Genomic DNA, 15,381 nt, shown 5'->3' with positions numbered 1-15,381 from the left:
TCAGTTGACCGTGACCTGACCGAGGGCGGCTTTCGCTTCCTGGGCCTGATGCTGCGGTGCGTAGACCTGAGTGAAACGCACCGGCGGCAGGTTGAACTGGCCCTTCTGCGAGAAACGCACCAGATGACGCAGACGCAATTCGCCGCTCAGTGCATCCACCGGCACCGCGTACGCCAGTTGACCCGGCTCGAAGCGCGCCTTCTCCAGCGCGGTCGGTTCGGTGCCGTCCTTGCCCTGCAACTTGACGCCCCAGGTGGTGCGCTCGACATCGGCGCCCGGTGGCAGCGGCACTTCAAGCATGCCGTAGCGCAGCGGTTTCGGCGCCTTGCTGGTGAGGATCACTTCGTCCAGGTACAGACTGTCGCTGGACAGCGGCTTGGTGCCCACCGGCTCCAGCTTGAAGGTGAAGGCTTCGTCGCCCGGCACCAGTCGCGACAGGCGCCGGGTGATGGTCACGGCCATTGGATCGACCGCCGGTTGCTGGGTCTGGAAGCTCAACGCCGCGCGCAGCGGACGCTCCTGCGTGCCGGACACCGACAACACGCTCGGCACCGGTGTCGCGCCCTGCCACGTCCAGAACATCTCGCCGGTTGCGCCGTAGTTTTTCTTCCAGCCTTCACCCGGCATCAGCGCGATGGTGGGCGACGCCTGGGCGATGCTGCGTTGCAACCAGCTCAGCGCCAGTGCACGTTCGAGGGTCGATTGCTGTGGCAGCAGACGTTGCAACAACGCCGTCGCGCGCGCCTGATCAAACGGCTGCAGCGACAGGTTCAGCGCTTCGGCAAACGGCTGCGAACTGACCGCCAGACGCTGTTGCGCCGCGCCGACCTGACGATTGAACGCTTCCGGCAACGCGACTTTCGACTGGGTCGCCAGCGACGCGGTCAGCACCCGCGCCGCCGCCAGACCGAGCGCCGAATCCGGGTCGCTCATCACCAGGCTGTCTTCGCCGTCGTCCATCAGGGTTTCGGCGTTGCCCTCACCGGCCTTCGCCAGGTCATCCATCAAGCCGCTGAGCAAGGTGTTCACCGGCAGGTGCATCTGCTTGGCGAACGACAGGATCAGCGCCCGTTGCAGCAGCGGCGTGTTCGGCGCTTGCTTGGCGTAAACCTCCAGCACTCGCTGCCAGTGTTCCGGCGGCAGGGTCAGTTCCAGCACCTGACTGGCGTTCCAGTCGGCGTAATAGGCGTAGGCGGTGAGGAACGCGTCCGGCTCACCGTCGAAGCCCCACCAGGTGAAGCTCGCCGACGGCCCGGCCATTTGCACCAGACGCAGGCGGCTGTTCTGCATGATCAGACGCAAGCGATCGCGGATCTGCGGGCTCGACGCCAGCGACGGATAAGCGATGCTCAGCGGCAGCAAACGGCTCGCCGTCTGCTCGACGCCGCCGTACGGGTAGCTCAGCAGATCATCGAGGGCCGAACGGAACAGCGCCTGCGGACTGTCATCCAGGCGCAGGCGAATGTCGGTGGCGTCTGGCGGCAGGCTCAACGGGGTGTCGCCGCTGGCGACGTCGAGGCTTTGGGTTTGCGTCACTTGCCAGCCGTCACCGGTGGCGCTCAGGCGTACGGCCAGAGCGTCAGCCGTTTTACCGTCCTGCACCAGTTCGGCAGTCCACTCGCCCGAGGCCAGGGCGAACGCTGGCAGCGGCACGTAGTTGATGCCGTTATTCAAAGTCACCGGCAGGCGTTGTTCGGCACCCGCGTAATGCGTGACCAGTTCCGCCTTGACCGGTTTTTCGGCCTGGCTGAAGGCAAACACACCGAGTTGTGGCTGGTCGCCCTTACGGAATTTGCTCGGCCCGCTCCATTTCAGATACAGCGGTTTTTCCGAGCGGACGAACTGCTTCTTCTGCCCGACCTGACCGTCATCGGCGATGGCCCGCGCGGTGATGCGCCAGCGGGTCAGCGAGTCCGGCATCTTGAAGGTGAAACGGGTTTTGCCATCAGCACCGGTCAACAGCTCAGGCTGCCATGCGGCGGTGTCGACGTCTTCGCGACGCGGACGCTCCAGCACTTTCACTCCGCGCTCGCTGCGGTTGGCCTTGCCCGGTGCACCCGGGCTGCCCGGCAACGCGACGTCGTAACTGATGAACGACAGGCTGGCGCTGGTGCGCACGTTGTTGCGCCGCGGGTGGTAGAAGAACTGGTCGATGGTCGGCGCAACTTCCGGTTGCAGCGCGTAGACCATTTCATCGACGACGCTGACGGTCAGGTGCGCCGGTACCGCTTTGCCGGCGAACTGCGTAGTCAGATCAACCGTGACGGTATCGCCCGGCAGATACACCGCTTTGTCGGTGCTGATCGCCACGTCGATTTGCGGGGCAATCACCTTGATCCCGGCGTTCTGGAAGCTGTACTGACCGCCCTTGGTGTACAGCACGGAGAAGGTCAGATTCGGCGCGAAGTTGTCCTTCACCGGGATGCGCGCGCGGTATTGGGTGTCGCTGAGTTTTTCCAGTTTCAGCCAGTCGCCGCCCTTGGCCAGCAGCGCGGTGGCTTCGACCTTGTCGCGTTCCAGTGACAGCAGTGCATCGCTGACCGGTTCCGGGAACGTGATCAGCGCCAGCGCTTCATCGCCGGCCTTGTACTCGGGCTTGTCGAGGACGATTTCCACGGTGCCCGGCACCGCTTTGACCCCCTCGCCGGTGACCGAATGGCCGGTGGCGCCGAGGACGCGACCGTGCTGATCTTTCAGCGTCAGGTTGTAAGTCCCCGGACGCTCGAAGGCCAGACTGAAGCCTTTATCGCTGGCCGAAAGTTTACCCTCGCCAGTGCTTTGATCTTCCAGACGTACCCAGCTGTAGCTGCTCGGGGTGACCGCTTTGCTCTGCTCGCTGCCACCTTCGTTGGCGTAGCTGAACGCGACCTTGTCGTTGACTGCACTGAAGCGCTGCGGCGCACTCAGGCGGAAGCTCGCCGCGCCACGGTCGATGAGGATTTCCTTGGTGGTCTTGACCCGATACGCCGCGCCATCACTGGCGAACACGGTGAGCATGTAGCGGCTCGGTTTATCCGCCGCCGGCAGGTCGAGGGTCGCGTTGCCCTTGCTGTCGGTAGTCAGTTCGGTGCTGGTCAGCTCCACCGGGAATTGCCCGAGGTATTGCAGCTCGTTGTCGACCATCGACAGTTGCTGGGCACGCAGGCTCAGGGTCAGTTTGGCGTTGGCCACCGGTTTGCCGTCCGGGTACAGCAGCACCAGACTGCCTTTGACCGGCTCGCCGGTACGGTAATCCTGCTTGGCCAGATTCAGCGCGATTTCGAAGTGCGGCTTGATGTATTCAGCGACGCGGAAGGCGCTGCTGTAGGCCTGATCCTTGTAGTTGAAACGAATCTCGTAACCACCGGCCACGGCGTTGTCCGGCAACTGGAAGCGGCCCTGAGTACCGGCCTTGGAATCGAGTTTCAGGTCGAGGTGTTGCAGCTCGGTGCCGGTGGCGTCGAGCACGCTGACCGTGACGTCGGCGGCGCCCGGCATCACCGAATCCCGCGCATTCTTGAACTCGCGACCGACAATCTTCAGCGACACCCAATCCCCCGGGCGATACAGCGGCCGGTCGGTGAATGCGTAGAGCTTGGTGTCGTAGATTTCGCTGTCGTAATAGAAGTTCTCGGAGACGAACACCCCGCCCTCTTCGTCCTCGCCAATCACGAACGAACGCTCGGGGCTGACGTGCTTCAGGCGCAGCAGACCATCGGCATCGGTGGCGCCGCTGCTCATCACGCCGAGGCCGTCGGTCCACAGCACGTTGACCTTGGGCACCGAACTGCCCTCGTGTTTGCGCGCCGCCCACACCAGCAATTCATCGCCGGCAATCTTGCTCACCGCCACGGTGTTGGAGACGAACACCATGGTGGTCGCGCGGTATTTGCCGATCAGCGCTTCGACCAGGTACAAGCCCGGCTTCAGGTTGCCCAGCGGGATGTAGACGTTACCCGGGGCGACGCTGACGAACTCACTGGAGGACCCGGCCAGATTGACCCCGGCCGGCGGCTGGATCGGTTTCGCTTGCCACAGCGGATAGCGGAACTGACTGACCACCGGCAGGCCCGGGATCAACGCAAATTGCGGCTGTGCGTCGTACGGGGTCGGCGCGGCGATGGCGTTGCCCATCTTCAGCTCCGGCACTTCCTCGGTGACCTGTTTGCGCGACTCGTAGGAGAACGCGCGCTGCATAACCCGCCGCGATTTGCGGTACCAGTTGTCCCACAGGTACGCGAGGGTGTTGGACAGGCCTTCGCCTTTGAACTGGCCGTCGCTGACCACGCGGTGCAGGTTTTTCTGGCGCTTGAGGAAATCCAGCGGCTTGTCGATGCGATATACGCGAATGTCCGCGCCGCCATACGGCTCCATGCGGAAGCGGCGGTAATCGCGGCCCGGCGCTTCGAGACGGACCATCGCCTGTTCGTCCGCGGCGAAACTGCTGTCGGCCAGCAAGAAGAAGCTTTCACCGGAGACCGGCGTGTAGCCGCTCGGCTCCACCGAATCTTCAGCGTTGACGGTCGCCAATGGCAGCAACAGCGCCAGCAGCAGGGGAATTCGAGCGCAGAGTCGCAGCATGCGGGCACCGGTCATTGGGAGAGAAAGTTCAGTCGATAGACGCCGATGAAGTTGGGGTTGGCTGCGTCGGGTATCCATCGGGTGTCCTTCCATGTCATGAGTTGCTGCAGGCTTGCCGAACGCATGCCGTTGTCAGTGGGGGTGGTCGTGCCGGTGTGATAGGCGATGTAGCGGCCCATCCAGATCATCAGGTGCTGGTCGTCGCCCTGATCGAAAAACATCAGGTCGCCGGGGCGTGCCTGAGACACGTCGCGGCTGACCAGATGGCTGTTGAACTGAATCAGTTTGATCGCGTTGACGTACGGCCCGACCTTGCCGCCGCCCTGCTGCCATTGCTGGGCGAGCTTGCGCTGCTCATCGCTGAGCGTCAGCTCTGGCGGCAGGTAGCGATTGGACAGGCCATTGCTGCGCAGCCACTTGTCGTCGTGAACCTTCAGCGCTTCGTTGGCGGCGAAACGCACCAGCCCGGCGCAGTCCTGCTGATACCAGCGCGGGCTCGGGCCTTGACTCAGTTGCTCCTGAGCGATGCGCACGAACCAGGCGCGGAACACCTGGGATTGCGCCGGATCCAGTGCAGGCGCCTCGACGGCTCGGGCACCCGCGCTGAGCAACAGCGCGAGCAGGCCGAGGCTGCGGATCAATGCGGTCACAGCGCTTTCCATTCCAGCGGCAGCCATTGCCAGTGGCCGTCAGGCTCGCTGCCTTCGGGCAGGGTCAGGGCATATTTGCCGTAGCCACCGAGGGTGCGCAGTTTCGGGATCAGGTAGGTTTGCGCCGCGTTGTAGAACACCGGCTCCATGTCCTGCGGCAGGCTGTCGAGGGTTTCCTGCTGCATCAGTTGCGCCATCGAATCCGGACCGAAGTAGATCGGCATCAGCACGTCTTTGGGCAGTACGTCGGCCATCGGCGGGAAGCGTTTGTCGAGCGTGCCCAGCGCCTTGTCGACCAGTTTGTCGTCGAGGGAAAACAGCAGCGTCGAACCGTGACGGGCGAGGCTGACTTTCATGAATGCCTTGCCGCTGATCGCATCCGGATTCTCGGCAGTCTTGGCGGCGTAAGGGCCGAAATTGGAGCTGACCTGACGCTGCCAGACATGGCTCTGGCCTTCCTGCTTCTCGACCACTGGGAACGCGTGTTCGTCGACATTCGACTCGTAGGCGCCAACCATCGAACCGAACAAGGTGCCCAGGTCGCCGTCGAGCTTGCTGCTGTCCTCGTCCTTCAGGCTGGCGACCAGCAATGGCGTGTACAGCCGTGAGTCGGCGTACCAGCACAGGCCAGCCGCACCGGCGACGTGCTCGGTGAGTTTCTGCGCCACCGCCTCATCCGCGCCAAGTTTCACCAACAATGGCTTCTGCGGTTCGGCCGCCACCGGCAAGGTCACGCAGGCACTGGCGCCCAGCGGCATGGCTTGCCACACCGGTTTGAAATCGAAGTCCGGCTGGTTATCCAGCTCATCCATGGCGAGGAAGCTGTGCCAGCCCTTGTCGTCCATGTCGAAGCGCAGCCCGGCGAAGTTCGGGATGAAACGTTGATAGCCCATGGCGAGCACACTGGAATTCACCGACAGACGCTGTTTGATCTCCGGCGCCTTGGCCGGCAGACCGAAGGCTTCGGGGAACAGTTTGTCGCCGTTGAGCAGGGCCGCCAGCGCTTGCGGCGATACATGCCCAGACTCTTCGGACTCGCCATTGGCCGGGTCGTAATACTTGTTCGGATTGGACAGCACCACCAGTTTGTCGCCGCGCGAAGCGAACAGCAGCGATTTGCTGGCGTTGTAGCTGAGCTGGTACAGCGGCACCTCGTCGTTGCCGACCTTGAGGCTGCCGAAAACGCTGAGCTGCGAATCGTCCAGCGCCACTTTCGCCAGCGGCTCCAGCAGTTTCGCCAGTCCGCCGCGATCCATCACCAGCAGGAAATCCTTGAGCCGGCCATCCGCACCGCGCCACAACGCGACGTCCGCCGGTTGATCGAAAAGCTGCTCGATCAGGCTGTCCTGCAGCTTCAGGTCATGCTCGTAGATGATCCGCCGCAGGCTGCCGATCAGGCCGAGGCGGTCGGCGTGGGTTTCGTAATAGAAGACGAAATCCTCGGTGAGCGTGGCCTTGAGGAACGGCACCGTCAGCAGGTCCTTGGGCAACTGGCTCAGGGAGCGGGTTTCCAGCAGCGCGTCAGGACGGCTCAGGCCGAGCTTGTCGCTGGCCAGCGCTGCCGCCGGCACCTTGGGCTTGTGCAGCAGCCAGCCGAGACCACCGGCCACCCCGGCCACCAGAGCCAGGCCGATCAGCAGCGCCGGCCAGCGCCGGGAAGGTTGGCCGGCAGGTGTCGGGACGGCCGGAGAAGCAGCGTTATCACTCATGTTCACAAAACCCGAAGTTCATCCGTGGTGCGGGATGCTTAATAGTTGAAAGTCTTGACCAGCAGCAGATCACCGATCGCCCGCAGGGGCACGATGAATGTTTCGCGTTTTTCGTCGACCGTGTTTTCGTTGAGTACCAGCGTGATTTGCGAGGTGATGACCTCGTTCTGATTGCTGGCCTCCTCGAAGTTATAGCCGCCGTCGCCGAAGTTGCCCCAATAGTTGACGTAAACCAGATAAGTGCCATGCAGCGGCGCAGTCATGGTGAACATTTCCGGGCCGGGGCCATCGACCCCATCCGGGTCCAGACCACCGCCGTTGGTCAGCGCCGTGTGGGCGAAGAACGCATGCTGGCCGTCGGGCGTAATGATGTGCAGGTCGAGCTCGGCCTTGGGATCGTCCCAGCCAAGCACCACACGGATCTTCGCCGGGGTGCGCAGGTTATTCGCTTCATAGAACTGCACACGCTTGAGCGACTGGCCCTCGGCGCTGCGCACTTCGACACTGTTGGAACCGGCGCCGAACGCATACGGCCGGGCGAAGCGCCCGTCATCGTCGGTATACAGATTCAATGGATTGCCGTTGACCGCCAGCGTGTGCGGCCCGCGCTGATTGCCGATGGCCTTGAGCTGGCCCTGGATCATCGTGCGATTGCGCTGAATGCCGCGATCAATCGGCGGCGTGGGGTAAGCGACTTGCGGGTTTTCCGTGCGATCGAGCAGGCCGTGGTAACGCCAGCCGCCGGACGGTTCCGACAGTTCAGCGCTCGGCGCCGCCAGCAGCGCCGGTGCGCAGGCCAGGCCGATCAGCAGCCAAAGAAATGAACGCATGTAATGCCTCCTGCCATGCCTGAACGAAACCTTGCACCCGATCCTCGGTACTTCACAGCGGTGGAAACTGCGGTTCGTCTGAAAGACCCGTGACTACCGGGTCGTAGAAGGCGCGAAGATTAGCGATTCGGCAGTTTTTTAACAATCAGATACATCTGGATTTGCGGTGAGAATCACGCAGGTCTGTGGGGCATGAGCCGAATAGCGCTCATGAAGCTCCACAAATTCTGTGGCGAGGGAGCTTGCTCCCGCTGGACTGCGCAGCAGGCCCCGACCACCCGACGCGCTTCAACTGTTGAATCGCGGTGGCTGGTTTTGGGGTTGCTGCGCAACCCAGCGGGAGCAAGCTCCCTCGCCACAGAAGTTTTTGCGGCCCTTGGCGATGCCTGCGCAAGTCCCGCTCATTTGCCCATAAACCCCCTATCTGCTAGTGTCGCGCCGGTTTAACGTCAACCGGAAATCGCCGCCATGGCCCGCAAAAAAGCTGCACTGGATTTCGAACAGTCCCTCGCCGACCTGCAAACATTGGTCGAGCGTCTGGAGAACGGTGAATTGTCGCTGGAAGACTCGCTGATCGCTTTCGAGCAGGGCATCGGTCTGACCCGTGACTGCCAGGCAGCGCTGGCCCAGGCCGAGCAGAAGGTGCAAGTGCTGCTGGAGCGCGATGGCGAACTCGCCGAGGAACCCTTCGACGCGGAACAGCCAGAATGATTGCAGCGTATTCGGCGACCAGCCAGGCGCGGGTCAATGCGGCACTGGAAATCCTCTTCAAAGCACCGTTGCCAGAGCTGTCGCGTCTGTATGAGGCGATGCACTACAGCGTGATGATCGGCGGCAAACGCGTACGTCCGCTGCTGGCCTACGCGGCGTGCGAAGCGCTCGGCGGCAAGGCCGAGCAGGCCAACGGCGCAGCCTGTGCGGTGGAGTTGATCCACGCCTATTCGCTGGTGCACGACGATTTGCCGGCGATGGACGACGACGACCTGCGTCGCGGCCAGCCAACCACCCACAAGAAATTCGACGAAGCCTGCGCGATCCTCGCCGGTGACGGTTTGCAGAGCCTGGCCTTCAGCGCTCTGCTCGACCCGCGCCTGAGCAACCTCGACGCCGACATCCGCCTGCAACAGGTCACGGCGCTGGCGCATGCGGCAGGCCCGGCGGGCATGGTCGGCGGTCAGGCCATCGACCTCGGTTCGGTCGGCCTCAAGCTTGACCAGCAAGCGCTGGAGCAGATGCACCGGCACAAGACCGGCGCGCTGATCGAAGTCAGCGTCAAGCTCGGTGCCCTGGCCAGCGGCCGTGCCGAGCAAGATGAACTCAAGGCCCTGCAGATTTATGCACAGGCCATTGGTCTGGCATTCCAGGTCCAGGACGACATTCTCGACGTCGAAAGCGATACCGAAACCCTCGGCAAACGCCAAGGCGCCGACATCGCCCGCGACAAGCCAACCTACCCGGCCCTGCTGGGGCTGGACGCAGCCAAGGCCTACGCCCTGGAGCTGCGCGATCAGGCGCTGCACGCGCTGCGACCGTTTGACGCGGCAGCAGAGCCTTTGCGCGACCTGGCCCGGTATATCGTCGAGCGGCGTAACTGAACGCCAACCTGCCAAAAAAGACCAACGCGTGGGCAGGGGGCGATGCATCAGGTAAACTGCCGCATCTTTTATACCTATAACGATTCGCCTGATGCCCACGACGTTTCATGAGATTCCCCGCAAGCGCCCGACCACGCCCCTGCTCGACCGCGCGAACACGCCGGACGGCCTGCGCCGGTTAGGCGAAGCCGAGCTGGAAACCCTGGCCGATGAGTTGCGCCTGGAATTGCTCTACACGGTCGGCCAGACCGGTGGGCATTTCGGTGCCGGCTTGGGCGTCATCGAGCTGACCATCGCGTTGCATTACGTCTTCGACACCCCGGATGACCGGCTGGTGTGGGACGTCGGTCATCAGGCGTATCCGCACAAGATCCTCACCGGTCGTCGTCAGCGCATGGAAACCCTGCGCCAGAAGGACGGCATCGCCGCCTTCCCGCGTCGCGCCGAGAGCGAGTACGACACCTTTGGCGTCGGCCACTCCAGCACCTCGATCAGCGCAGCGCTGGGCATGGCGATTGCCGCCCGTCTGCAAAACAGCGATCGCAAGGCGATTGCCGTGATCGGTGACGGCGCGCTGACCGCCGGCATGGCCTTCGAGGCGTTGAACCACGCGCCGGAAGTCAACGCCAACATGCTGGTGATCCTCAACGACAACGACATGTCGATCTCGCGCAATGTCGGTGGCCTGTCGAATTATCTGGCGAAAATCCTTTCCAGCCGCACTTACGCGAGCATGCGTGAAGGCAGCAAGAAAGTCCTGTCGCGCCTGCCCGGTGCCTGGGAAATCGCTCGCCGCACCGAAGAATACGCAAAAGGCATGCTGGTTCCCGGCACCCTGTTCGAAGAGCTGGGCTGGAACTACATCGGCCCGATCGACGGCCACGACCTGCCGACTCTGATCGCCACCCTGCGCAACATGCGCGATCTGAAGGGCCCGCAGTTCCTGCACATCGTCACCAAGAAAGGCAAAGGCTTCGCCCCGGCGGAAGTCGACCCGATTGGTTATCACGCGATCACCAAGCTCGAACCGCTCGACGCCCCGGCCGCTGCGCCGAAAAAGGCCGGCGGGCCGAAGTATTCGGCGGTGTTCGGTGAATGGCTGTGCGACATGGCCGCGGCTGACCCGCGTCTGGTAGGCATCACCCCGGCGATGAAGGAAGGCTCGGACCTGGTGGCGTTCAGCGAACGCTTCCCGCTGCGCTACTTCGACGTGGCGATTGCCGAGCAGCACGCCGTGACGTTCGCCGCCGGCATGGCCTGCGAAGGCGCCAAACCGGTAGTGGCGATCTACTCGACGTTCCTGCAACGCGGTTACGACCAGTTGGTGCACGACGTCGCGGTGCAGAACCTCGACGTACTATTCGCCATCGACCGTGCCGGTCTGGTGGGCGAAGACGGCCCGACCCACGCCGGTAGCTTCGACCTGTCGTACCTGCGCTGCATCCCGGGCATGGTCATCATGACCCCGAGCGACGAAAACGAACTGCGCAAGATGCTCACCACCGGTCACCTGTACAACGGCCCGGCGGCAGTGCGTTACCCTCGCGGCACCGGCCCGAACGCGACCATCGACAAAGACCTCGAACCGATTGAAATCGGCAAGGGCATCGTTCGTCGTCAGGGCAGCAACGTCGCGCTGCTGGTGTTCGGCGTGCAACTGACCGAAGCACTGAAAGTCGCCGAGAAGCTGGATGCGACCGTGGTCGACATGCGTTTCGTCAAACCGCTGGATGAACAGCTGGTGCGCGAGATCGCCGGCAGCCACGAGCTGCTGGTGACCATCGAAGAGAACGCGATCATGGGCGGCGCCGGTGGCGCGGTCAGCGAGTTCCTGGCACGCGAGAACATCCTCAAGTCGATGCTGCACCTGGGCTTGCCGGACATTTATGTCGAGCATGCGAAACCAGCGCAAATGCTGGCCGAATGCGGACTGGACGAGGCCGGAATCGAGGCGTCGATTCGTGAGCGTCTGGCGTTGCTCAACCGCTGACACTCCCCCCTGTAGGAGCTGCCGAAGGCTGCGATCTTTTGATCGTGATCGTCGGCAGCTCCAGACCTTTCTCAAAAGCAAAAGATCGCAGCCTTCGGCAGCTCCTACAGGTTTTTGCATAAACCATGGATTGTCATGAACCTCCCGCGCCTCGCCCTGCCCTTCCTCCTGCTGCCAGCCGCCAGCGCCCTCGCTGACACCTTCGAACGCGACGAAGCCCTGAAGCTGCCGGACACGCTGATCAGCGCCAATCGCCAGGTCGAGGCGCGCAATGACAGCAGCGCGGCCAACACCGTGTTCACTCGCGAAGACATCGACCGCCTGCAACCGAGCAGCGTCACCGATCTGGTGCAGCGGGTGCCAGGCGTGCAAGTGGCGCAGGCCGGTGGGCGCGGCAGCCTGCCGGGGATCTACATTCGCGGCACGCAGTCTGCGCAGAGTCTGGTGCTGCTCGATGGGCAGCGCATCGGCAGCTCGACCTCCGGCGACAGCAACCTGCAGCACCTGAACATCGACCAGATCGAGCGCGTTGAAGTGCTGCGCGGTTCGCGTTCGGTGATTTATGGCAGCGATGCGATTGGCGGGGTGATTCAGATCTTCACCCGCCGCGGCAACGAGCAAGGCCTGCAGCCACGTCTGCACGTCGGTTTCGGCAGCAACCAGACCTGGGAGCGCAGCCTTGGCCTGTCCGGTGGCGATGACAAAACCCGCTTCAACCTTGGCGCCAGCCTGGATGACACCGCCGGCCTCGACCGCACTCACGAGTCCTACCCCAGCGACAGCGATCACGATGCCTACCGCAACAAATCCGTCAGCCTGAGCCTCAGCCATGCGCTGACCGATGACGTTGAGATCGGCGCCAATCTGCTGGATAACCGTGGCAAGAGCGAGTTCGACAACCCCTTTGGCCGCTTCGACACGAACACCTTCGAGTCGGTGCAGCAGCAGCCCTACAGCGACTTCAACGTCAACAGTGTCAGCAGCTACGTCGATGCCCGGGTCAACGAAACCTGGAAAACCCGCATCGAGCTCGGCCACAGCGAGAACCGCGAGAAGACCCTCGACAAACTCAGCGACGAGCGCACGGTGTTCAACACCTACCGCGACTCGCTGAACTGGCAGAACGACCTGACCCTGGATGCGCGCAACAGCCTGATCCTTGGCGGCGACTGGTACCAAGACCGGGTCAACAGCAGCACCGCGTTCAACGAAGACAGCCGCTGGAACCGCGCCGCGTTCATCCAGCATCGCTATCAGGCCGACAGCTTCTCCACAGAACTGGGCCTGCGCCACGACGACAACCAGCAGTTCGGCAGCCAGAACACTTGGAGCGGCACCTTTAACCTGCCGCTGAACCCGGACAACGATCTGCTGCTGAGCTACAGCGAAGGCTTCCGCGCGCCGACCTTCAACGACCTGTACTACCCGGATTTCAGCAACCCGGACCTGAAACCGGAAACCTCGAAAAGCTACGAGCTGCAATGGCGCAGCCAGTTGAGCGACACCAGCCGTCTCGAAGCGTCGATTTATCGCACGGACCTGGAAGACGCGATCATCTTCGGCAGCCACTCACGCCCGGAAAACGTTGCCTCGGCCCGGATCAACGGCTTCGAAGCGGCGCTGAAGCAGGAACTGTTCGGCTGGCAGAGCAACCTCGGCGTGGCGCTCATCGACCCGCGTGATCGCGACACCGGGCATACCCTGGCCCGTCGCGCGCGGCGTACGGCCAGTTGGGATCTGGATCGCCAGTTCGACCGGTTGGGGCTGGGCGCCAGCTGGCAATTGGTCAGCGGCAGTTACGACGATTTGAACAACACCCAGCCGCTAGGTGGCTACGGCACCGTCGGATTGCGCAGCAGTTGGGCGCTGAACCGCGAGATCAAGCTGGACCTGAAGCTGGATAACCTGCTGGACAAGGGTTACAGCCGCGCGTTGTACAGCTATGACGGCAGTCAGTATGGCTATCGCGAGGAAGGTCGGGCGTGGGCGTTTGGCGTGACCTGGACACCGGGGCTCTAAGGTAAACCTTGATCAACTGTGGCGAGGGAGCTTGCTCCCGCCCGGCTGCGCAGCAGTCGTAATCCGGCTTGCTCGGCGTGGCAGGCAGATTTGAGTGACAGGTTTTGGTGCTGCTGCGCAGCCCAGCGGGAGCAAGCTCCCTCGCCACAAGATTAGCGTTGTGGCTGAATGAGCTTACACAGTTTGGCGGTGGCTTCGATCATCTGCCCGCTCGGACGTTCCAGGCCTTTGTCGCTGACCAACAGCAACTGCCCATGCCCCACTGCCGCCACCTGCGGCCACGCTTTCCACGCATCAAGCTGGGCCTGATCGCCGGCCAGAATCACCTCGGGATTGCGTTGCAACACCGCTTCGATACTGACCTGCGGCGCCGGCAGGCTCAGGTCGGCGAACACGTTGCGTGCACCGCACACTTCAAGCGCATCGCTGATGATCTGCCCGCCACCGACGGTGTACAACGGCTTGTCCCAGACTTGGTAGAAGACGTTCAACGGCGTGTCCCGGCGATAGCGCTGGCGCAAGTCATTGAGTTTCTCGCGCAGCTCAGCAGCCAGTTTCAGCCCACGCTCAGGCCGCCGCAATTGACTGGCAATCGCTTCAATCTGCGCAGACAGCTGTTCGAGATTGTGCGGTTCGGCCACGTAAGTCGGAATGTTCAGCTGTTTGAGTTGGTCGCGTTGCGCCGGGCCGACACTGCCGGGCCACAGCAGCAATAAATCGGGCTTGAGGCTGAGCAGTCGCTCCATGTCCAATTGACCGTAGCGCCCCACTGACGGCACATCCTTGAGCGCAGCAGGACGCTCGCCAGCATCCAGCACACCGACCAAGAGGTCAGCCGAATCCAGCTCAACGGCGATTTCAGACAGAGAAGGCGCGAGGCTCACCACCCGCAGGCTCGCCAGCACCGGGCCGGCGCAGGCCAGCAGCAGAACCGCCAGCCACAGACGACGCATCAGCCGAGCTGACGCGGAATGCGATAGAGGTAGAACAGCACGGCTGTGGACAGCGCCAACAGCATCAACGGCACCGCTTCGAGGCCGACGAACACCGCCAGTGCACCGATCCACGCCGGCAATGCCGCCGCGAGGAATGCATGACGACGCTGGGCCGCCAACGCAATCCAGGCCGCCGGTTCATCAGGGGTATCGAGGGCTTTCTGCGTGGCGATCAGCGCGTGCTTGTAGCGGCCGAAAAACTTCAGGCTGACAAACATCGAGGCCACGCCGGCGATGAACATTGGCATGGCCAGCACCGGCAGAATGCCTTCGCCCTGGCCGAACAGGCCGTTGAGAACGAACAGCGGCACCAGTGCCAGCGCCAGGTATTTCCACCAGTCGACTGCCAGACGGCGTCGCACCTGACCGCGAGTCACGCGCGGTCTACCTCGCCCTGATGCTCGTTGCCCATCATGTGGTCGAGCTTGCTGGCCTTGGTCGCCAGGTACAGTTTGTTGTGCGGGTTGTGGCCGGTGTGCAGCGGAACGCGTTCGGCGACGACGATGTTCATGTCGGTCAAGGCTTTGACCTTGCGCGGGTTGTTGGTCATCAGACGCAGGGACTTCACGCCCAGGTGCTCAAGCATCGGCAGGCACATGGCGTAGTCGCGCTGGTCGGCAGCAAAGCCCAGACGCTCGTTGGCTTCAACAGTGTCGGCACCGCCGTCCTGCAACTCGTAGGCGCGAATCTTGTTCAGCAGACCGATGCCGCGCCCTTCCTGACGCAGGTACAGCAGCACGCCACGGCCTTCACGGGCGATGGCCTTGAGGGCCGCTTCGAGTTGCGAGCCGCAATCGCAGCGCTGGCTGAACAGGGCGTCGCCGGTCAGACACTCGGAGTGCAACCGGCCGAGGACCGGGGCACCGTCGGCGAAATCACCCAGGCTCAGCACAACGTGCTCGCGGCCGGTGGCTTCATCGAGAAAACCGTGCATGGTGAATTGCGCAAAAGGCGTTGGCAGCTTGGAAGCGGCGACAAAAACGACAGGCACCGGTGTGCTCCTGATCTAAAAAGTCTGAAGATTCGCAGGCCG

The 15,381-nt window shown here is 63.0% G+C and carries 11 protein-coding genes; 4 read left to right on the top strand and 7 right to left on the bottom strand.

Annotated features, from left to right (window positions below):
- Genes HBN98_RS25905 through HBN98_RS25890 form a run of 4 tightly spaced genes read right to left on the bottom strand, consistent with a single transcriptional unit; the run spans position 1 to position 7,749 of the window.
- Entirely contained in the window at positions 1-4,575 is a 4,575-nt protein-coding gene (locus HBN98_RS25905) for an alpha-2-macroglobulin family protein (protein WP_083367805.1), read from the bottom strand.
- The gene (locus HBN98_RS25900; RefSeq protein ID WP_064589422.1) at positions 4,572-5,222 is read right to left on the bottom strand and encodes a DUF1175 domain-containing protein; all 651 of its coding nucleotides are present in this window, start codon (positions 5,220-5,222) and stop codon (positions 4,572-4,574) included. The genes HBN98_RS25905 and HBN98_RS25900 overlap by 4 nt, the downstream gene beginning before the upstream one ends.
- Complete coding sequence (locus HBN98_RS25895; protein ID WP_083367804.1) at positions 5,207-6,919, bottom strand: DUF2138 domain-containing protein; 1,713 nt, start codon at positions 6,917-6,919, stop codon at positions 5,207-5,209. The genes HBN98_RS25900 and HBN98_RS25895 overlap by 16 nt, the downstream gene beginning before the upstream one ends.
- Before the next feature lie 38 nt (positions 6,920-6,957).
- Positions 6,958-7,749: a YfaP family protein gene (locus HBN98_RS25890; protein WP_083367803.1), complete on the bottom strand. Its 792-nt coding sequence runs from the start codon at positions 7,747-7,749 to the stop codon at positions 6,958-6,960.
- 468 nt (positions 7,750-8,217) lie between these two features.
- Between HBN98_RS25890 and HBN98_RS25885 the strand changes: the two genes are divergently transcribed.
- From HBN98_RS25885 to HBN98_RS25870, 4 genes are all read left to right on the top strand, one after another.
- Positions 8,218-8,460: an exodeoxyribonuclease VII small subunit gene (locus HBN98_RS25885; protein WP_083367802.1), complete on the top strand. Its 243-nt coding sequence runs from the start codon at positions 8,218-8,220 to the stop codon at positions 8,458-8,460.
- The gene (gene ispA / locus HBN98_RS25880) at positions 8,457-9,344 is read left to right on the top strand and encodes a (2E,6E)-farnesyl diphosphate synthase (RefSeq protein WP_064589425.1); all 888 of its coding nucleotides are present in this window, start codon (positions 8,457-8,459) and stop codon (positions 9,342-9,344) included. The genes HBN98_RS25885 and ispA overlap by 4 nt, the downstream gene beginning before the upstream one ends.
- Before the next feature lie 91 nt (positions 9,345-9,435).
- Positions 9,436-11,334, top strand: a complete 1,899-nt coding sequence (gene dxs, locus HBN98_RS25875) for a 1-deoxy-D-xylulose-5-phosphate synthase (RefSeq protein WP_064589426.1) — start codon at positions 9,436-9,438, stop codon at positions 11,332-11,334.
- A gap of 135 nt (positions 11,335-11,469) precedes the next feature.
- The gene (locus tag HBN98_RS25870) at positions 11,470-13,353 is read left to right on the top strand and encodes a TonB-dependent receptor domain-containing protein (RefSeq protein WP_083367801.1); all 1,884 of its coding nucleotides are present in this window, start codon (positions 11,470-11,472) and stop codon (positions 13,351-13,353) included.
- A 152-nt stretch (positions 13,354-13,505) separates the two neighbouring features.
- On the opposite strand, the gene HBN98_RS25865 is transcribed toward HBN98_RS25870, so the two are convergent.
- The 3 genes from HBN98_RS25865 to ribA are packed head-to-tail and all read right to left on the bottom strand — an operon-like array spanning position 13,506 to position 15,339.
- Positions 13,506-14,306 carry a cobalamin-binding protein gene (locus tag HBN98_RS25865; RefSeq protein ID WP_083367800.1) on the bottom strand — a complete coding sequence of 267 codons (801 nt, stop codon included), beginning with the start codon at positions 14,304-14,306 and terminating at the stop codon, positions 13,506-13,508.
- On the bottom strand, positions 14,306-14,725 hold the full coding sequence (locus HBN98_RS25860) for an MFS transporter (RefSeq protein ID WP_083367799.1): 420 nt from the start codon (positions 14,723-14,725) through the stop codon (positions 14,306-14,308). The genes HBN98_RS25865 and HBN98_RS25860 overlap by 1 nt, the downstream gene beginning before the upstream one ends.
- A complete protein-coding gene (gene ribA, locus HBN98_RS25855) occupies positions 14,722-15,339 on the bottom strand; it encodes a GTP cyclohydrolase II (protein WP_064589430.1) in 618 nt (205 codons plus the stop codon). The genes HBN98_RS25860 and ribA overlap by 4 nt, the downstream gene beginning before the upstream one ends.
- Positions 15,340-15,381: the final 42 nt, after the last annotated feature.

Origin of the sequence: Pseudomonas koreensis (assembly GCF_012986595.1) — a bacterium.
GTDB lineage: Bacteria > Pseudomonadota > Gammaproteobacteria > Pseudomonadales > Pseudomonadaceae > Aquipseudomonas > Aquipseudomonas koreensis.
Note: the sequence above shows the minus strand (reverse complement) of the source record. Positions and strands in the feature narration are given on the sequence as shown.

What these genes read in the sequence shown, in the direction of transcription:
- HBN98_RS25905 (WP_083367805.1), bottom strand. Translation starts at nt 4,575, where the DNA reads ATGACCGGTGCCCGCATGCTGCGACTCTGCGCTCGAATTCCCCTGCTG.
- HBN98_RS25900 (WP_064589422.1), bottom strand. Translation starts at nt 5,222, where the DNA reads ATGGAAAGCGCTGTGACCGCATTGATCCGCAGCCTCGGCCTGCTCGCG.
- HBN98_RS25895 (WP_083367804.1), bottom strand. Translation starts at nt 6,919, where the DNA reads ATGAGTGATAACGCTGCTTCTCCGGCCGTCCCGACACCTGCCGGCCAA.
- HBN98_RS25890 (WP_083367803.1), bottom strand. Translation starts at nt 7,749, where the DNA reads ATGCGTTCATTTCTTTGGCTGCTGATCGGCCTGGCCTGCGCACCGGCG.
- HBN98_RS25885 (WP_083367802.1), top strand. Translation starts at nt 8,218, where the DNA reads ATGGCCCGCAAAAAAGCTGCACTGGATTTCGAACAGTCCCTCGCCGAC.
- ispA (WP_064589425.1), top strand. Translation starts at nt 8,457, where the DNA reads ATGATTGCAGCGTATTCGGCGACCAGCCAGGCGCGGGTCAATGCGGCA.
- dxs (WP_064589426.1), top strand. Translation starts at nt 9,436, where the DNA reads ATGCCCACGACGTTTCATGAGATTCCCCGCAAGCGCCCGACCACGCCC.
- HBN98_RS25870 (WP_083367801.1), top strand. Translation starts at nt 11,470, where the DNA reads ATGAACCTCCCGCGCCTCGCCCTGCCCTTCCTCCTGCTGCCAGCCGCC.
- HBN98_RS25865 (WP_083367800.1), bottom strand. Translation starts at nt 14,306, where the DNA reads ATGCGTCGTCTGTGGCTGGCGGTTCTGCTGCTGGCCTGCGCCGGCCCG.